Genomic DNA, 17,159 nt, shown 5'->3' with positions numbered 1-17,159 from the left:
GTCCCTTACTTGCCAGCGGCCGCGAGCTCGGCGGCCTTGTCAGCGGCGGCGTCCATCGTGTCGACGAACTTCACCAGCGGATGGTTGAACTCCTCGAGGATGCGCCGGCCCTCGTCGACGTTGTTTCCGTCGAGGCGGACGACGAGGGGCTTGGTCGCCTTGTCGCCCAGATCGGTCAGCGCGGACACGATGCCGTTGGCGATCGTGTCGCAGGAGGTGATGCCGCCGAAGACGTTGACGAACACCGAGCGGACGTCGGGGTCGGACAGCAGCAGGCCGAGACCGTTGGCCATCGCCTCGGCCGACGAGCCGCCGCCGAGGTCCAGGAAGTCGGCTCCGGTGATGCCACCGTGCTGCTCGCCGGCGTACGCGACGACGTCGACGGTCGACATCATCAGGCCCGCGCCGTTGCCGACGATGCCGACCTGGCCCTCGAGCTTGACGTAGTTGAGGTCGAGCTCCTTGGCCTTCTGCTCCAGCGGGTCGACCGCGGAGTGGTCCTCGAGCGCCTCGTGATCGGGGTGCCGGAACGACGCGTTGTCGTCGAGGGTGACCTTGCCGTCGAGGGCGATGATCTTGCCGTTCGGGTCCTTCACGAGCGGGTTGACCTCGACGAGCGTGGCGTCCTCCGAGACGAACACCTGCCAGAGCTTCTGCGCGACGTCGACGACCTGGTCGGCGATGTCGTCGGCGAAGTTCGCGGCCTGGACGATCTCGCGGGCCTTGGCCTCGTCGACTCCGACGGTGGCGTCGACGGGGATCTTGGCGAGCGCCTCGGGCTTGGTCTTGGCGACCTCCTCGATCTCCATGCCGCCCTCGACCGAGGCCATCGCCAGGAAGGTGCGGTTGGTGCGGTCGAGCAGGTACGAGAAGTAGTACTCCTCGGCGATGTCGGACGCCTCGGCGACGAGCACCTTGTGGACCGTGTGGCCCTTGATGTCCATGCCCAGGATGTCCTTGGCGCGGGCCTCGGCCTCCTCCGGGGTGTCCGCGAGCTTCACACCGCCGGCCTTGCCGCGGCCACCTGTCTTCACCTGAGCCTTGACGACGACCTGGCCACCGCTCTTGGTGGCGATCTCCTTGGCCTGCTCGGGGGTTTCGGCCACGCCGCCGCTAAGTACGGGTACGTCGTACTTGGCGAACAGGTCGCGAGCCTGGTACTCGAAAAGATCCACTGTGCGTCCATTCCTACTCGCGCGTCAGCGCATGGGGAGTCACGGACCACGGCGCCGGAACTGGCACCCGGTCTCTGGTCAGGTTAACGCCCTCGACCCGCCGGCCCGTAGCCAGGGCACGGCGACATGGGCCACAGAGCTCGTCAGTCGCGAGCGACGTTCGCCCGCACCCAGCCGACGATCTCCTCGGTCGTCGCGCCGGGCGTGAAGACCTTCTTCACCCCGATCTTCTCCAGCTCCGGCAGGTCGTCCTCGGGGATGATGCCGCCGCCGAAGATCACGACGTCCTCGGCGTCCTGCTCCTTCAGCAGCTCGGCGACCCGGCGGAACTGGGTCATGTGCGCGCCGCTGAGCACCGAGAGCCCGACCGCGTCGGCGTCCTCCTGGAGGGTGGTCTCGACGATCTGCTCGGGGGTCTGGTGCAGTCCGGTGTAGATGACCTCCATGCCCGCGTCGCGCAGCGCCCGGGCGACCACCTTGGCGCCTCGGTCGTGCCCGTCGAGCCCGGGCTTGGCGACAACGACTCGGATGCGCGAACTCATGACGGCTCCTTGTGACCGGACCCGAGAGGGGGTCTAGGTGTACGGGTCTTGTTGGTCAGAGAGTAGCGCCGCGTCGTCCCGGCCCTGCACCCTGGCGGCGTACGCCGCGGCGCCGGCGCACAGCAGGCCGGCCAGCAGCAGGAGGTACATCCGCGGGCCCGGCACCAGGTCCGGGCCGGTGGCGGCGTCGCGGGCGTTAAGCAGCGCGGCGTTCAGCAGCACGGCAGCGAGCCCGACGAGGGACGCGACGAGCGTCGCGCGGCTGGTCATCGACCCGACCACCGCGCCGGCGACCAGCCACCCGGCCAGCAGCACGAGCGCCGCCACCAGGCCGAGGCCGGACGCCGCGATCAGGCTCTTGGGCTCGGCGATGTCCCTGGTCAGCACCAGCCCGGACCGGTCGGTGTACTTCTCGATCTTCGTCAGCGCGGCGGGGATCAGGTAGGCGGTGACCGCGAGCAGCACGCTCAGCCCGGCCGCGCCCACCGCGAACCGGCGTCCGCGCCCGAGGGGCAGCAGGTCGCGCTCGGCGACCCGGCGCCACGCGGCGACCGCGGGCGCGCCCGCCAGCACCAGTGCCGCCCACCCGACCACGGCGAGGGTGCGACCGAGCCGCGGCTCGATGGTGAGCGTCGTGTAGAGCACGCCGAAGTGGTACTCGCCGATGTCGTGCGACGTGGGCGCGACGCCGTTGAAGACGTTCAGCAGCAGGTTGCCCGGCGCGAGGGCACACAGCGCCGCGACGAGGGCCAGCCCGACCCGGCCGCCCCGGCGGGCGAGCAGCAACGCACCGCCGCCCAGGCCGGCAACCAGCAGCGCAAGGTGCCCGAGAACCGACCAGAGATCCTGCCCGGCCCGCACGACGTCCCCGTCGAGCACCAGGTAGGGCAGGAAGTCGGAAACCACCACGAGGACGGCGCCGGCGGCGCTCAGCAGCCCCACGGTCGGCAGCAGGACGCGGGCGGCCCGGTCGACCGGGACCCGTTCGACGTACGCCGAGAGCCCCAGCTGCGGCGCCTGGACCGGCCCCCGGACCGGCGTCCGACCGGCCGCTCGACTGACGGCCGCCCCGCTGCCGGCGCCCGACGCCCGGGTCTCTTGCGGGCCCGCAGCCCGCGTCTGGCGCACAGCAGACGACCGCGAGGCGGCGCTCTTCGCGGCCTCGGACCTGCGCGGCGCGGGCGTCTTCGCGTCGTCCGACCCGGCGCGGGTGCGGCGTACGACGGTGGGGCGGACGGGCTTCTTGCTACCTGACGAGGCCAAGCTGCGATCTCCTTCGGTTGGCCCAAGAACGGTAGCAACGCCCGCGCCGACCGCCCACCTAGTTCTGCGGTGCAGTGGGACACGCTATCGGCCGATTATCGTCACCCACTGCCCCGCAGAACGCAGCGGCTGGGTGGGTTTACCGTGAGGACATGCCACCTTCCCCAGGACGCCGCCTCGCGGTGGCGGGCGCGACCGGGCTGATCGGCGCGCAGGTAGTGACGCTGGCCGAGGCTGCCGGGCACGAGGTCGTGCCGCTGAGCCGCACGTACGGCGTCGACCTCACCGACCCGGCCGCTATCGGCGACCGGCTCGCCGGTGTGGACGCCGTCATCGACGTGACCCGCTCGCCGTCGATGGCGCGAGATGACGCGATCGGCTTCTTCACCACGGTGGCCACCAACCTGGGTCGCGCCGCGCAGGCCGCCGGTGTCGCGCGCACGGTCCTGCTGTCGATCGTCGGCGTCGACCGCAGCCAGGACTTCGACTGGTACGTCGCGACGCTGGCCCACGAGAGGGCGACACGCGCGCAGGCACCCGGCGTCCGCGTCCTTCGCGCGACGCAGTTCTTCGAGTTTCCCGGCCAGGTCCTGGAGCGCTCCCGGCGCGGTGGACGGGCCGCGATCATGGACATGCCCACCCAGCCGATCGCCTCGGAGGAGGTGGCCAGGATGCTCGTTGCGATGGCCACCGACGACAACGCGGACGACGTGGACATCGCCGGGCCGCGGCCTGAGCGGCTGCCCGAGCTGGTGCGCCGCCTGGTCGCGCTGCGCGGCGAGGATGTCGTGGTGGACGTCGTCCCGGCAGCGACCAGCATCGCGAGTGGATCCGTGCTGCCCGGCCCCGACGCCCTGCTCCTGGGCGAGGACTGGGACACCTGGGCCCGCCGGAGGTTCGCCGGACCTGACTGCTGACGTCCGACACGCTCGCCGGCCCGCCGGCATCCGCTCGGACGCGGTGGGTTGCGCCACGCTAATCGACCGACAGCGGGGCAGAACCCACCGCGAGCGGGCAGAGCGGGGCCGAACCCACCGCGCGCGGAGGGCTGCGTCGGGCCGGGGCCGGGAGCTAGAGCTTCTCCATGGCGCCGGAGGCGTAGCGCAGCATCAGCCACTTCGGCGCGGCGCCGCCGAAGTCCACCTCGACCTGCTGCTTGTCGCCGTCCCCGCGGCTGCCGATCACCCGACCCATCCCGAACGAGTCGTGGGTGACGCGGTCGCCGACCTCCAGCGACAGCATCGGAACCGGCTTGCCGGCGCCGCGCAGGCCGCCGCGGCTCAGGCTCACGCCGCCGCCGGCACCGCCGGTGCGGCCGCCCGCGCGGGCAGCACCGGACCCGGCGCCCACGCGCCCGGCGCCGGACCGACCACCGCCGTACCCGCCGCCGGAACCGCCGCCGCCGTACGTGCGCCCGAACGAGTCGTCGTCGCCCCACACCGTGGGCTTGCGGTCGTGGATCGACCGGATGGACGGCGAGTGCGACCACTCGATCAGCTCGTCGGGGATCTCGTCGAGGAACCGCGAGGGCGGGTTGTACGACGGCTGGCCCCACTGCCCGCGCACCGTGGAGCGGGTCAGGAACAGCTTGCGCTGGGCGCGGGTCAGCCCGACGTACGCCAGGCGCCGCTCCTCCTCGAGCTCCTTGGGCTCGCCCAGCGCGCGCAGGTGCGGGAACAGGCCGTCCTCCATGCCCGACAGGAAGATCACCGGGAACTCCAGGCCCTTGGCGGTGTGCAGCGTCATCAGCGTCACGAATGACTTCTCCCCCGGCGCCGCGTCGGCGTCCGGCAGCTGGTCGGCGTCCGCCACGAGGCTGACCCGCTCGAGGAACTCGTCGATGCTGCCGTCGGGGTGCGCCACCTCGAACTCGGCGGCGACCGCGACGAGCTCGTTGAGGTTGTCCACGCGGGTGGCGTCCTGCGGGTCCTCGCTGTTCTCCAGCTCGGTGACGTACCCGGTGCGGGTCAGGATCTCCTCGAGCACCTTCGACGGTCCGGCGCCGGACGTCGCGAGCGCCCGCAGCTCGTCGATGAGCTGGGTGAACTCGCCGATCAGCCGGACCGCGCGCGGGTTGATGGCGGGCGCCTCCTCCGCGCGGTACAGCGCGTCGGTGAAGCTGATCCGCTCCCGCGAGGACAGCGCCTCGACGCACGCCTCGGCCCGGTCGCCGATGCCCCGCTTGGGCGTGTTCAGGATCCGCCGCAGGCTCACGACATCGGCCGGGTTGTTGATGTACTTCAGGTAGGCCAGCGCGTCGCGGACCTCCTTGCGCTCGTAGAAGCGCACCCCGCCGACGACCTGGTACGGCAGACCCACCCGGATGAAGATCTCCTCGAACACCCGGCTGGAGTTGTTCGTGCGGTAGAAGATCGCGATGTCGTCGAGGGAGTGCTCGCCGGCGTCGGTGATCGCGTCGATCTGCCGGGCTATCCAGGCCGCCTCGTCGTGCTCGTTCTCGGCGACGTACCCGTCGATGCGCTCACCGGCGCCCGCGTCGCTCCACAGCCGCTTCGCGCGCCGGTCGACGTTCTTGGCGATGACCGCGTTGGCGGCGCTGAGGATGTTCTGGGTGGAGCGGTAGTTCTGCTCGAGCAGTACGCTGCGCGCGTCCGGGTAGTCGCGCTCGAACTCCTCGATGTTGCGGATCGTGGCACCCCGGAAGGCGTAGATCGACTGGTCGGCGTCGCCGACCACGCACAGCTCGCCGGGCGGTACGCCGTCGTCGCCGGTACCGACCAGCTCGCGGATGAGCATGTACTGGGCGTGGTTGGTGTCCTGGTACTCGTCGACGAGGATGTGCCGGAACCGCCGGCGGTAGTGCTCGGCGGTGGCCGGGAAGGCCTGCAGCAGGAACACCGTCTGCATGATGAGGTCGTCGAAGTCGAACGCGTTGGCCTGCCGCAGCCGCCGCTGATACAGCTGGTAGGCCTCCGCCTCGACCTTCTCGACCGACGAGACGGCCTTGGCCAGGAACGTCTCGTCGTCGATGAGCTCGTTCTTGGCGTTGCTGACCGTGGCCAGCAGCTTGCGGGGCGGGAAGCGCTTGGGGTCGATGTCCAGATCGCGCGCCACCAGCGTCATCAGCCGCTGCGCGTCGGCCTGGTCGTAGATGGTGAACGAGGACTTCATGCCGAGGGTCTTCGCCTCCGCGCGCAGGATGCGCACGCAGGCCGAGTGGAACGTCGACACCCACATCGCCCGCGCGCGGCCGCCGACCATCGCGGCGACGCGCTCCTTCATCTCGCCCGCGGCCTTGTTGGTGAAGGTGATCGCGAGAATCGAGCCGGGCGCCACCTTGCGCCGGTCGAGCAGCCAGGCGATGCGGCGGGTGAGCACCCGGGTCTTGCCCGACCCGGCGCCGGCGACCACCAGCAGCGGTCCGCCGGAGTGCACCACCGCCTCGCGCTGCTGCGGGTTGAGGTCGGCGAGCAGCGGGTCGTCCGGGTCGATCTCGACGGCTTCGGCGGCCGCAGGCGCGTCGAACAAGGCGTCGTCGGGCTCGGCCGAGGGCAGCTGGGGATCAGGGAGGTGGGACTCAGACATCGCCCAACCAGGGTACGCGCGTGCACCGACGGACCGGCCGGGGTTACCATGGCTGCATGATCTGCGCAGGGACCCGACTCTTTACGGGCTTCTTCTATGGGACGCCGGCCACGGCTCCTTCGGAAGAGGTCTAGTCGGCGTACCCGCCCCGACCCACCCGCGCCCTGGCCACCTCGCCAGGGCGCTTCTAGGTTCAGGCGAAGTGGGCAGCGGCTCCCAACAGAAGGACACCGTCATGACCACCACCGCCCCGGCCACCGCCGCCACCCCCGCCCCCGCGCTCGGACGGCAGATCAGCGAGCAGGAGGCCACCCACAAGATCAACGTCCTGCGCGACCAGATCGACGCGGTCGACGACGCGATCATCAGCCTCATCGACGAGCGCATCGCGCTGTCGCACAATGTCGGCGCGCTGCGCGCGGCGATCGGCGGCCCGCGGCTGTCGCTCTCCCGCGAGAACCAGATCCTGGGCAAGTTCGCCCGGGCGATCGGGACGCACGGGACCCCGCTGGCGATGCTGCTGCTGAAGATCTCCCGCGGTCGGCTGTAGCGGCTCCCCGGCGCTCTGCGGCGCGGGAACGGCCGGCGGTCGGCGGACGTCGCAGAGGACGCCGCCCGGTCGCGGCGTACTCGACCGCCGAACCGCCGGAGTGCCCATGCCCGCAGAGTCCCCCCGCGACGACCCGCTGCTCCCGCAGCTGCGCAGGTTCCGGTTCGGTCCCGGCGACGCCGTACCGCGGGAGGTCACCGCGCGGGACGCCCCGACCGGCGACGCCGACGGCGCCGTGTCCGACCCGACGCCGGCCCGCGAGGAGCCGCAGCCGGCCTCGCGCCCGCACCCGGATGACCAGGTCGCCGTGGTGCCGCCGGTTCGTCGCAGCCCCGCCGCGGAGCCGGTCCTGGGTTCTCGGGTGCGCACCCCCGAGCCGCCGGCCGTACCTCGCGCGCCCGCACGTCGTGACGCCGCAGCGCGGCTGCCTGCCGTACCGCCGGAGGCTCGCCCGTCCACGACCCCGCCCCGGCGCACGCTGCTCGTCACCGCAGCGGCGGCCGTCGTCGTCCTGGCGCTGATCGGCTGGCTGGTGCTCGGACCGCGGGACGGCGCCCCCGAGGCGGCCGGGCGGTCCGCGACGGCGTCCCCGCTCTCGGCCGGTCAATGGGCGGACGGCGCCTGCCAGGCGCTCGCCTCGTTCGAGAGCGCGGCCATGCCGATCCGCGCCGCGGCCGTCCAGGCGGCCACCAACGGCGCCGCCCAAGGCATCGACGTCGGCGGCCTGCGGCGGGAGGCGGCGAGCCTGCTCGGGACGCTGGCCACCCGCGTCGCCGCGATCGGCAGCCCCGGAGCGAGCAGCCCCGTGGCGCCGCTGGCGGCAGACCTGACGGACGCCGTGACGGCCGCGCTCGCGCAGACCGGCGGCAGTGCCAACGGCTCCGTCGGCGGCCCGGGCGCGGCCGCGTCGATCGTGTCCCAGGCCCTGGCCGCGCCACTGGCGGCGTTCACGCAGGCGCTGGACACCACCGACGAGACCACCCGCCAGGAGGTGACCGGCATCAGCAGCTGCGCCGGGCTCCTCTAGCGCCGGTCGACCGAGGAGGACCGCCCGCTCACTCCCACTCGATGGTGCCCGGCGGCTTGCTGGTGATGTCAAGCGTGACGCGGTTGATCTCGCGCACCTCGTTGGTGATCCGGTTGGACACCCGCGCGAGCACGTCGTACGGCAACCGGGCCCAGTCGGCGGTCATCGCGTCCTCGCTGGTCACCGGACGCAGGACGACGGGGTGGCCGTAGGTGCGGCCGTCCCCCTGGACGCCGACCGAGCGGACGTCGCCGAGCAGCACGACGGGGCACTGCCAGATCTGCCGGTCGAGGCCCGCGGCGGTCAGCTCGTCGCGCACGATCTGGTCCGCCTCGCGCAGGATCTCCAGGCGCTCGCGGGTGATCTCGCCGATGATCCGCAGCGCGAGCCCCGGTCCGGGGAACGGCTGGCGCCACACCAGCTCCTCCGGGAGGCCGAGCTCGATGCCGACCCTGCGCACCTCGTCCTTGAACAGCGTGCGCAGCGGCTCGATCAGCTCGAACTGCAGGTCCTCGGGCAGGCCGCCGACGTTGTGGTGGCTCTTGATGTTGGCCGCACCCTCGCCGCCGCCGGACTCGACGACGTCGGGGTACAGCGTGCCCTGCACGAGGAACCCGACGCGGCCGCCCTCGTGCCGGACCTCGTCGAGGATCTCGCGCTCGGCGTCCTCGAAGATCCGGATGAAGTCGGCGCCGATGGTCTTGCGCTTCTGCTCGGGGTCGGTCACGCCGGCGAGGTCGGCGAGGAACCGCTCGGAGGCGTCGATCACCCGCAGCCGCGCGCCGGTGGCCGCCTCGAAGTCTCGCTTCACCTGCTCGACCTCGCCCTTGCGCATCAGGCCGTGGTCGACCAGCACGCAGTGCAGCTGGTCGCCGATGGCGCGGCGCACCAGCGCGGCCGCGACCGCGGAGTCCACTCCGCCGGACAGCGCGCAGATGACGTGCGCGTCCCCCACCTGCTCGCGGATCTGCTCGACCTGCGTGTCGACGACCGCATCCATCGTCCAGTCGGCGCGCAGCCCGGCTCCGTCGTGCAGGAACGCCTCGAGGGCGTGCTGGCCGTACGTCGAGTGCAGCACCTCCGGGTGGTACTGGACGCCGAAGAGCCGGCGCTCGGTGTTCTCGAACGCCGCCACGGGCGCGCCCTTGGTGGAGCCGGTGACCCGGAATCCCGGCGGGCTCTCCGTCACGGCGTCGCCGTGCGACATCCAGACCTCCTGCTGCGCAGGGGATCCGGCGAAGATGGTCGAGTCGGGCTCGCTCACCACGAGGTCGGTGCGCCCAAACTCCGAGCCGCCGGTGTGCGCGACCTTGCCGCCAAGCACCTGCGCCATCGCCTGGAAGCCGTAGCAGATGCCGAGCACCGGGATGCCCAGCTCGAAGATGCCGGGGTCGATCGACGGCGCTCCGTCGGAGTACACGCTCGCGGGGCCACCGGACAGGATGATCGCCTTGGCCCCCTTGGCGCGCACCTGCTCGGCGGTGATCGAGTGCGGCACGATCTCGCTGTAGCAGCGCGCCTCGCGTACTCGCCGGGCGATCAGCTGGGCGTACTGCGCGCCGAAGTCGACGACGAGCACCAGCTCGAGGTCGGCGGTGAGGGCGGGGTCGGCGGTCACGCGACGTCCTCGTCGGCGTCGACCAGCAGCAGCGCCTCGAGTCGCTCGAGTTCGTCCTCGGTCATCCCGCGCTCGAGCAGGAAGCGCCGCGCGCCGCCGTGCTCGTCCTTGAGCCACTGCAGGACCAGCAGCATCGTCTCCGCGCGGGTGCGCTGCAGGTCGACGGTGGTCTGGTCGATGTCGCCGTAGGTGCCCAGCCCGTGCAGCCGGGCCACGATCGCGGGGACGGCGTCGGCGGAGGCCGCGTAGTCGTCGGCGATCACCTCGTCGGGGACGCCGATCGCCGACAGCGCGGTGGCGACGACGCATCCGGTGCGGTCCTTGCCCGCGGCGCAGTGCACGATCAGCGGCAGCGAGTCGGCGTTGGCCATCTCGCGCACGGCGGTCGTGATCGCCTTCCCGTTCGCGGTGGTGAAGTAGCCCTGGTAGTACTCGTACACGACCTCCGCCGGCGGCTGTCCCTCCGCGGCCTCGAGCATCTGCCGCAGGCCGGGGGCGGTCTGGTTGTCGCTGCTGGCGATCGGGACGTTGACGTGCCGGATGCGCTCGTGGGCGAGGAATCCGATGCCCTCCTGCTCGGACTCCGTCGGGTAGCGCAGATCGAGCACGGTGCGGAAACCGCCGCCCAGCAGGGTTCCGGCGGCCGACTCGGTCATGAACTGGGGGCTGTCCATGCGCAGGATCTGTCCCGAGCGGACCTGCTTTCCTTCGGCAGCAGGCATCCCGCCCAGGTCTCGCACGTTCAGCATGCCGTCGAGCTCGACGCGACGCTCGTGGGCCTTCGACGCACCGCCCGTCATCGCGGGCCTCCTTCCGAGAGCAGCAGCTCGACCCGCTGGAACTCCTTGAGATCGCTGTACCCGCACTTGGCCATCGCACGGCGCAACGCGCCGAAGATGTTCTGGGTGCCGTCCGGGCGCTCGGCCGGACCGCGCAGCACGCGCTCCATCGGCACCCGGTGCTCGTAGGGCGCCGAGCTGAAGTGACCGCGCGGGAGGTCCGGATGGCTGGCTGCGGGCTCCCACCATGCTCCCCCGCCCGGGCACTCCTCGGCGGCGGTCAGCATCAGCCCCAGCATGACGGCGTCCGCGCCGCAGGCGATGGCCCGCGCGATGTCGCCGGAGCTCTCGATGTCGCCGTGCGCGATGACGTGCACGTAGCGGCCGCCGGTCTCGTCGAGGTAGTCGCGCCGCGCCGCCGCGGCGTCGATGATGGTCGTCGCCATCGGTGCGTCGATGCCCAGGACGTCGCAGCTGCTGGAGTACTCGCTGGTGCCGAGCCCGACGATGACCCCGGCCGCGCCGGTGCGCATGAGGTGCAGGGCCGTCTGGTAGTTGCTGGCACCGCCGACGACGACCGGGACGTCGAGGTCGGCGATGAACTCCTTGAGGTTGAGCTCGCCGCCCTCGGAGCTCACGTGCTCGGCGGAGACCATCGTGCCGTGGATGACCAGCAGGTCGACGCCGGCCTTGAGGATCGTCGGCGCCAGCGCCGTGGTGTGCTGCGGCGAGACGCGCACGGCGACGGTCCCGCCGCCCTCGCGCAGCTCTCGGATGCGCTCGGCGACGAGGTCCGGGTCGACCGGCTGCGCGTAGATCTTCTGCAGGAGGGCGGTCGCGTCGCTCTCGGACGCGGCCGCGATCTGCTCGTACATCTCGGTGGGGTCGCTGTAGCGCGTCCACAGGCCTTCGGCGTTCAGCACCCCGAGGCCGCCGGCGGCGTTGACCATGGCCACCGTCGACGGGCTCATCGTCGCGTCGCTGGGCGCCGCGACGAGCGGGATGTCGAACTTGAACGCGTCCAGCCGCCAGGCCGTCGACACGTCGTCGGCGTCCCGCGTGCGCCGCGTCGGCACGATGTGCACGTCGCGGAGGTGGAACCCGCGACGGGCCTCGCGGCCGATCCCGATCTGTACGTAGTCACGCATTAGCGCTCCGCTCTTTCTACGCTGGCGGCCGTTACCGGCGGCTGCTGTAGTTGGGTGCCTCGACGGTCATCTGGATGTCGTGCGGGTGCGACTCGATCAGCCCGGCCGCGGTGATCTGGACGAGCTGGCCGCGTTCCTTGAGCTCGGGAACGGTCGGCGTCCCGGCGTAGCCCATGCCGGCCCGCAGGCCGCCGACGAGCTGGTAGGCGACGGCGGCCAGCGGTCCGCGGAACGCCACCTGGCCCTCGATGCCCTCGGGAACCAGCTTGTCGTCGGAGAGGACGTCGTCCTGCGCGTAGCGGTCCTTGGAGTAGGAGCGGGCCTCGCCGCGGGACTGCATGGCTCCGAGCGAGCCCATGCCGCGGTAGGACTTGTACTGCTTGCCGTTGATGAAGATCAGCTCGCCGGGGCTCTCGCTGACGCCGGCGAACAGCGAGCCGAGCATCACCACGTCGGCGCCGGCCGCGATCGCCTTGACGATGTCGCCGGAGTGCTGGATGCCGCCGTCCGCGATGACCGGGACGCCGGCCGGTCCGGCGACCGAGGCGACGTTGTGGATGGCCGTGATCTGCGGCATGCCGACGCCGGCGACCACGCGCGTGGTGCAGATGGAGCCCGGCCCGACGCCGACCTTGATGCCGTCGGCGCCCGCCTCGATGAACGCCTCGGCGGCGTCGGCGGTGACGACGTTGCCGCCCACCACGTCGCAGTCGAGCTCCTTCTTCAGCCGCGCCACCATGTCGATGACGCCGCGGGAGTGCCCGTGCGCCGCGTCGACCATGAGCACGTCGACCCCGGCCTCGGCCAGCGCGCACGCCCGCACGTACTGCTCGTCACCGACGCCCACCGCCGCACCGACCAGCAGCCGGCCCTGGGCGTCCTTGGCCGCGTTCGGGTACTTCTCGCGCTTGATGAAGTCCTTGACGGTGATCAGCCCGGCGAGCTTGCCGGCGCCGTCCACCAGCGGGAGCTTCTCGATCTTGTTGGAGTGCAGCAGCCGCAGCGCCTCGTCGGCGTCCACCCCGACCGGCGCGGTGACCAGCTTGTCGCGGCCGGTCATGACCTCGGAGACCTTGCGCTGCATGTCGGTCTCGAAGCGCATGTCGCGGTTGGTGATGATGCCGACCACGACGCCGTCGGCGTCGACCACCGGCAGCCCGGAGATCCGGTAGCGGCCGCACATCGCGTCGACCTCGGACAGCGTGTTCTCCGGCGTGCAGGCGACGGGGTCGGAGACCATGCCCGCCTCCGAGCGCTTCACGCGCTCGGCCTCGCGGACCTGGTCCTCGATGGACAGGTTGCGGTGCAGGACGCCGAGGCCGCCCTGGCGGGCCATGGCGATCGCCATCCGCCCCTCGGTCACGGTGTCCATCGCGGCCGACAGCAGCGGCAGGCTCAGGGTGATGTTGCGCGAGACCCGGCTCGAGGTGTCCGCCTCGCTGGGCACGAACTCGGAGGCTGCGGGGACCAGCAGCACATCGTCGAAGGTGAGGCCAACCGGGACGAACTTCTCTGCCATTCTTCCTCCGCGCGCGGCCGCCGGCGCACGCCGCGGCTCCAACCAGAATCTGTGAGACATTCATCGTACGTCGAAGGACCTGCGAGAAATCGCGCGCGGGTGTTGCCTCCATCTCGCCCGCGGGCGCCGCGAGCCCTGTGCACGGCGCACTTCCCTCGGGGGCCGCGAGGGCTACCCTGATGAGGTGGCACATCATGATGACGATCGCGAGCGCGAGGACCGGATCGCGCGCGAGCTGTTCGCGCAGCTCGCCCCGCTCGACCCGTTCGAGTCCGACAGCGATCCGGCGTCCGAGCTCGACGAGGAGACCCCCGAGCCGCTGTCCGACGAGGAGCGCAAGCTCGTCCTGGAGGACCTGCAGGATCTCGAGGAGTTCCAGCGGCTGCTCGAGCCGCGCGGCGTGCGGGGCATCTGCATGGACTGCGCCGGGTGCGACGAGATGCACTTCTACGCCTGGGAGATCATGCGCAGCAACCTGGTGAACATGCTGCAGCACGACCAGTCGCACGTGCACGAGCCGCCGTTCAACCCGCTGCCCGAGGAGTTCGTCACCTGGGACTACGCGAGCGGCTACGCCGACGCCGTCGCGGAGATCGGTCCCCGGCGCCGCTAGCCACCGGCGAGGCCGGACGGCTAGCCGGCGATCTCCGGGGTGATCTCCTTCGGGAGGGTCGCCTCGAACGCGGCGGCCCGCGACGGGTGCAGGTCCAGCAGGATCAGCTCGATCATCGCCCGCGCGATGTCGAGGTAGCGGTCCCGCTCGACGCCGTCCCGCGCCAGCCGGGCCCGCACCAGCGCGGCCGGCCACACCAGCGAGTGCCACAGGCCCTTGACCGCGTCCGCGAGCGCCCGGTCGAGCTCGACGCGCGCGGCGTCGTCCTCGCCGAGGGCCTGCAGGACGCTGCCGCGCAGCATCCGGCTGCGGACGGCGTGCCGGGGGCTGCGCAGCCGGGCCAGCGGCAGCTGCAGCCCGTCGAGCACGGCCAGCGCGGCCGCCGGCTCGTCCCGCGCGAGGAGCAGTTCGGCCCGCACCCATTCCGCGCGCACCGCCGTGCGCGGATCGCCCGACGCGGCGAGCGCCTCCGCGGTGCGCAGCCAGTAGCCGGTGTCGTCGAGATCGCCGAGGCCGACGGCGTCCGCCGCGCGGTTGATCAGCAGGTCGACGTACGGCCAGTCCGCCTCCAGCGAGCTGGCCTCCCAGGCCTGCAGCCCGAGGTCGTCGTGGAACCGGGCGCAGGCGGGATCGCCGAGCTGGCGGCGGTGGCTGCCCAGCAGCGCCTCCCCGAGCACCCGGGCGTGCAGGTCACCGCTCGCGAGCAGGTCGGTCACGATCCCCTCGGCCTGGCCGTAGAGGCCGCGCGAGCCCAGCTCGGCGGCCAGCCGCCACTGCTCGAGAACGGCGCTGTCCATGTCTTTCACCGTAGCGCCGCGCCCGTCGCCACCTGCGGCGCGGTCATAGACTCGGTCGGTATGGAGGCCAACGCGGTGGAGATCCCGACCAGGGCGGACATCGAGCGCGCGGCCGCGATGATCGCCGGCTACATCCGCCGTACGCCGGTGCTGCAGCTGGCGATCGCGGGCCTGGGCACCATCACGCTGAAGCTGGAGCAGCTGCAGCACACCGCGAGCTTCAAGCCGCGCGGCGCGTTCTTCACCGCGCTGTCGGCGGCCGAGCGACCGTCGCTGCTCGTGGCGGCCTCCGGCGGCAACCACGGCCTGGCGGTGGCGTACGTCGGCCGCGCGCTGGGCATACCGGCGCGCATCTTCCTGCCGCTGACCGCCCCGCACGCGAAGGTGTCGCGCCTGCACAGCCTCGGCGCGCAGGTGGAGCAGCACGGCGAGCGCTACGCCGACGCGTTCGCGGCGAGCGAGGAATCCGCCGCGTCGCCGGGGGCGCTGGCCATCCACGCGTACGACGCGCCCGGCACGGTGACCGGGCAGGGCACGATGGCCCGCGAGATCGAGCAGCAGGTCCCCGGCGTCCGGGCGGTCGCGGTGGCGGTCGGCGGCGGCGGGCTGATGGGCGGCACCAGCGCCTGGTTCGGCGACGCGACCGAGCTCGTCGCGGTCGAGCCCGAGGGCTCGCAGACGTTCCGCGCCGCGACGCAGGCCGGCCGGCCGGTCGACATCACGCCGCGCGGCCTGGCCTCGGACTCCCTCGGCGCCAGCCGCATCGGCGCGTTGCCGTTCGCCGCGATGCAGGCCGCAGGCACCCGGTCGGTCGTCGTCGGCGACGCCGCCGTCATCTCCGCCCGGGAGCTGCTGTGGCGCGAGTGCCGCATCGCCGCCGAGCCCGGCGGCGCCGTCGCGCTGGCGGCCGTGCTGGAGAAGCAGGTCGCCGTGGCGCCCGACGGCGGCACCGTCGTGGTGGTGTGCGGCGCCAACACCGACCCGAGCGACCTGCCGCTCGCCTAACCGGGGTGGTGCGGCGCGGTCCCGGGCACGGCGCTCGCGCGGGCGGCTCGGTGACGGGTGCCGCGGACGCGCGCAGCCGCTAGTGTCGAGTGACATCCGTACGCGACGCGCGAAGGGGTCATTCATGAGCCAGCCCGGAGGGCTACCCGACGGACTCGTCGTGGTCGTCAAGCAAGACTGCGCAACCTGCCGGCTCGTCGAGCCGGTGCTCGCCCAGCTGGCCGGGGGCGCCGACGTCCCGGTCACCGTCTACACGCAGGACGACCCGGCGTTCCCGGCGAGCGTCGAGCACCTCGACGACACCGAGCTGGAGGTGAGCTGGCGCCACGACATCGAGACGGTGCCGACGGTCATCCGGGTGGTCGACGGCCGCGAGGTCGAGCGCACCGTCGGCTGGCTGCGCCCCGAGTGGGAGCGGGTCACCGGTGTCGACGGGCTCGGGCCGGAGCTGCCCGAGCACCGCCCCGGCTGCGGGTCGCTGTCGGTCGACCCCGACCTCGTCGACGGCCTGCGCGTGAAGTTCGAGGGCTCGAGCCTGCACTCGCGACGCGTGTCGCTGGCCAGCCAGGAGGACGAGTTCGAGGCGCTGTTCATGCGCGGCTGGAGCGACGGGCTGCCGCTCGTGCCGCCCACGGAGGAGCGCGTGCTGCGGATGCTCGGCGGGACCACCCGCGACCCGCAGGACGTCGTGGCCGTCGTCCCGCCGGACCTGGTGGAGACCACCGTCGAGAAGGTCGCGATCGCCGCGGTGATGGCCGGCTGCCTGCCGGAGTACCTGCCGTGGGTGATCACCGCGCTGGAGGCGGTCTGCACCGACGAGTTCAACATGCACGGCGTGCTGGCCACCACGATGCCGGTCGGCCCGGTCATCGTGTGCAGCGGGCCGGGCACCGAGGCGATCGGGATGAACTCCCGCGGGAACGCCCTCGGCCAGGGCAATCGCGCCAACCTGACGATCGGCCGGGCCTTGCAGCTGGTGGTGCGCAACGTCGGCGGCGGCCGCCCCGGCGGCGTCGACCGCGCCGCCCTCGGCAACCCCGGGAAGCTGTCGTTCTGCTTCGCCGAGCGCCCCGGCTCGCCGTTCGGCACGCTCGCCGAGCACCGTGGCCTCGCGCCGGGCACCGACGCGCTGACCGTGTTCGCCGGCGAGGGGCCCCGTTCGATCGTCGACCAGAAGTCGCGGACGGCGGACGAGCTCGCCTGGAGCCTCGCCTCGTGCCTGCGCACGGTGCACCACCCGAAGCTGGTCCAGGGCTTCGACGCCATCCTGGTGATCTGCCCGGAGCACGCCAGCCGGTTCGCGGACGCCGGATGGGGCTACGACCGGATCGTGGCGGAGCTGCGCGACCGGCTGGAGATCGACACCGCCGAGCTCGTCGTGGGCGCCGGCGGCAACGCCGAGGGGCTGCCGGCCGGTGCCGGCGGCGGGCGGATCAACAAGTTCGCGCCGGACGGCCTGATGCTGGCGTACGCCGGCGGCGACGCGGGGCTGTTCTCGGCCGTCATCGGCGGCTGGGTCAACGGCTCCGTCGGCGCTCGTCCCGTGACGCGCGCGGTGATACCGTGACCAGAACCGG

The 17,159-nt window shown here is 72.3% G+C and carries 14 protein-coding genes and 1 pseudogene; 6 read left to right on the top strand and 9 right to left on the bottom strand.

Translation table 11 applies throughout. The features are described from left to right. Positions 1–5: 5 nt before the first annotated feature. From sucC to F8A92_RS11905, 3 genes and pseudogenes are all read right to left on the bottom strand, one after another. Positions 6–1,178 (bottom strand): annotated as a pseudogene (gene sucC, locus F8A92_RS11915) (ADP-forming succinate--CoA ligase subunit beta); the annotation flags it as partial. Positions 1,179–1,318: 140 nt separating this feature from the next. Beyond that, positions 1,319–1,717 carry a cobalamin B12-binding domain-containing protein gene (locus tag F8A92_RS11910; protein ID WP_153505383.1) on the bottom strand — a complete coding sequence of 133 codons (399 nt, stop codon included), beginning with the start codon at positions 1,715–1,717 and terminating at the stop codon, positions 1,319–1,321. Between the two features lie 33 nt (positions 1,718–1,750). Next, positions 1,751–2,980, bottom strand: coding sequence for a hypothetical protein (locus F8A92_RS11905; protein ID WP_153505382.1), 1,230 nt, complete (start codon positions 2,978–2,980; stop codon positions 1,751–1,753). Positions 2,981–3,132: 152 nt separating this feature from the next. Between F8A92_RS11905 and F8A92_RS11900 the strand changes: the two genes are divergently transcribed. Further along, positions 3,133–3,897: an SDR family oxidoreductase gene (locus tag F8A92_RS11900; RefSeq protein WP_153505381.1), complete on the top strand. Its 765-nt coding sequence runs from the start codon at positions 3,133–3,135 to the stop codon at positions 3,895–3,897. 154 nt (positions 3,898–4,051) lie between these two features. Here the strand turns inward: F8A92_RS11900 and pcrA are convergent, their stop codons facing one another. After that, positions 4,052–6,526, bottom strand: a complete 2,475-nt coding sequence (gene pcrA / locus F8A92_RS11895; protein WP_153505380.1) for a DNA helicase PcrA — start codon at positions 6,524–6,526, stop codon at positions 4,052–4,054. Between the two features lie 235 nt (positions 6,527–6,761). Between pcrA and F8A92_RS11890 the strand changes: the two genes are divergently transcribed. Together F8A92_RS11890 and F8A92_RS11885 are read left to right on the top strand one after the other, a co-directional pair. Further along, a complete protein-coding gene (locus F8A92_RS11890; RefSeq protein ID WP_153505379.1) occupies positions 6,762–7,076 on the top strand; it encodes a chorismate mutase in 315 nt (104 codons plus the stop codon). Positions 7,077–7,182: 106 nt separating this feature from the next. After that, on the top strand, positions 7,183–8,103 hold the full coding sequence (locus tag F8A92_RS11885; protein ID WP_153505378.1) for a hypothetical protein: 921 nt from the start codon (positions 7,183–7,185) through the stop codon (positions 8,101–8,103). A gap of 28 nt (positions 8,104–8,131) precedes the next feature. On the opposite strand, the gene guaA is transcribed toward F8A92_RS11885, so the two are convergent. Genes guaA through guaB form a run of 4 tightly spaced genes read right to left on the bottom strand, consistent with a single transcriptional unit; the run spans position 8,132 to position 13,167 of the window. Further along, a complete protein-coding gene (gene guaA / locus F8A92_RS11880; protein ID WP_153505377.1) occupies positions 8,132–9,721 on the bottom strand; it encodes a glutamine-hydrolyzing GMP synthase in 1,590 nt (529 codons plus the stop codon). Further along, complete coding sequence (locus tag F8A92_RS11875; RefSeq protein ID WP_153505376.1) at positions 9,718–10,521, bottom strand: tyrosine-protein phosphatase; 804 nt, start codon at positions 10,519–10,521, stop codon at positions 9,718–9,720. The genes guaA and F8A92_RS11875 overlap by 4 nt, the downstream gene beginning before the upstream one ends. Continuing rightward, positions 10,518–11,648 (bottom strand): GuaB3 family IMP dehydrogenase-related protein, encoded by a 1,131-nt coding sequence (locus tag F8A92_RS11870; protein ID WP_153505375.1) that lies wholly within the window; start codon positions 11,646–11,648, stop codon positions 10,518–10,520. Before F8A92_RS11870 ends, F8A92_RS11875 begins: the two co-directional genes overlap by 4 nt. A 31-nt stretch (positions 11,649–11,679) precedes the next feature. Then, positions 11,680–13,167, bottom strand: a complete 1,488-nt coding sequence (gene guaB, locus F8A92_RS11865; protein ID WP_153505374.1) for an IMP dehydrogenase — start codon at positions 13,165–13,167, stop codon at positions 11,680–11,682. Positions 13,168–13,351: 184 nt separating this feature from the next. Here guaB and F8A92_RS11860 point away from each other — a divergent pair, with 184 nt between their 5' ends. Then, entirely contained in the window at positions 13,352–13,780 is a 429-nt protein-coding gene (locus F8A92_RS11860) for a DUF5319 family protein (RefSeq protein WP_228389399.1), read from the top strand. 20 nt (positions 13,781–13,800) lie between these two features. Here the strand turns inward: F8A92_RS11860 and F8A92_RS11855 are convergent, their stop codons facing one another. Next, entirely contained in the window at positions 13,801–14,577 is a 777-nt protein-coding gene (locus F8A92_RS11855; protein WP_153505373.1) for a hypothetical protein, read from the bottom strand. A 60-nt stretch (positions 14,578–14,637) separates the two neighbouring features. Here F8A92_RS11855 and F8A92_RS11850 point away from each other — a divergent pair, with 60 nt between their 5' ends. Then, positions 14,638–15,582 (top strand): serine/threonine dehydratase, encoded by a 945-nt coding sequence (locus tag F8A92_RS11850; protein WP_153505372.1) that lies wholly within the window; start codon positions 14,638–14,640, stop codon positions 15,580–15,582. 124 nt (positions 15,583–15,706) lie between these two features. Next, on the top strand, positions 15,707–17,149 hold the full coding sequence (locus F8A92_RS11845; RefSeq protein WP_153505371.1) for a thioredoxin family protein: 1,443 nt from the start codon (positions 15,707–15,709) through the stop codon (positions 17,147–17,149). Positions 17,150–17,159: the final 10 nt, after the last annotated feature.

Source organism: Cumulibacter manganitolerans (genome assembly GCF_009602465.1).
GTDB classification, from domain to species: Bacteria; Actinomycetota; Actinomycetes; order Mycobacteriales; family Antricoccaceae; genus Cumulibacter; species Cumulibacter manganitolerans.
The sequence above is the reverse complement of the archived record's forward strand: the minus strand, read 5'-3'. Positions and strand labels throughout refer to the sequence as shown.

Coding starts and splice junctions, on each gene's coding strand:
- F8A92_RS11855 (WP_153505373.1), bottom strand. CDS start 14,577: ATGGACAGCGCCGTTCTCGAGCAGTGGCGGCTGGCCGCCGAGCTGGGC.
- F8A92_RS11885 (WP_153505378.1), top strand. CDS start 7,183: ATGCCCGCAGAGTCCCCCCGCGACGACCCGCTGCTCCCGCAGCTGCGC.
- F8A92_RS11890 (WP_153505379.1), top strand. CDS start 6,762: ATGACCACCACCGCCCCGGCCACCGCCGCCACCCCCGCCCCCGCGCTC.
- guaB (WP_153505374.1), bottom strand. CDS start 13,167: ATGGCAGAGAAGTTCGTCCCGGTTGGCCTCACCTTCGACGATGTGCTG.
- pcrA (WP_153505380.1), bottom strand. CDS start 6,526: ATGTCTGAGTCCCACCTCCCTGATCCCCAGCTGCCCTCGGCCGAGCCC.
- F8A92_RS11900 (WP_153505381.1), top strand. CDS start 3,133: ATGCCACCTTCCCCAGGACGCCGCCTCGCGGTGGCGGGCGCGACCGGG.
- F8A92_RS11910 (WP_153505383.1), bottom strand. CDS start 1,717: ATGAGTTCGCGCATCCGAGTCGTTGTCGCCAAGCCCGGGCTCGACGGG.
- F8A92_RS11850 (WP_153505372.1), top strand. CDS start 14,638: ATGGAGGCCAACGCGGTGGAGATCCCGACCAGGGCGGACATCGAGCGC.
- F8A92_RS11870 (WP_153505375.1), bottom strand. CDS start 11,648: ATGCGTGACTACGTACAGATCGGGATCGGCCGCGAGGCCCGTCGCGGG.
- F8A92_RS11875 (WP_153505376.1), bottom strand. CDS start 10,521: ATGACGGGCGGTGCGTCGAAGGCCCACGAGCGTCGCGTCGAGCTCGAC.
- F8A92_RS11845 (WP_153505371.1), top strand. CDS start 15,707: ATGAGCCAGCCCGGAGGGCTACCCGACGGACTCGTCGTGGTCGTCAAG.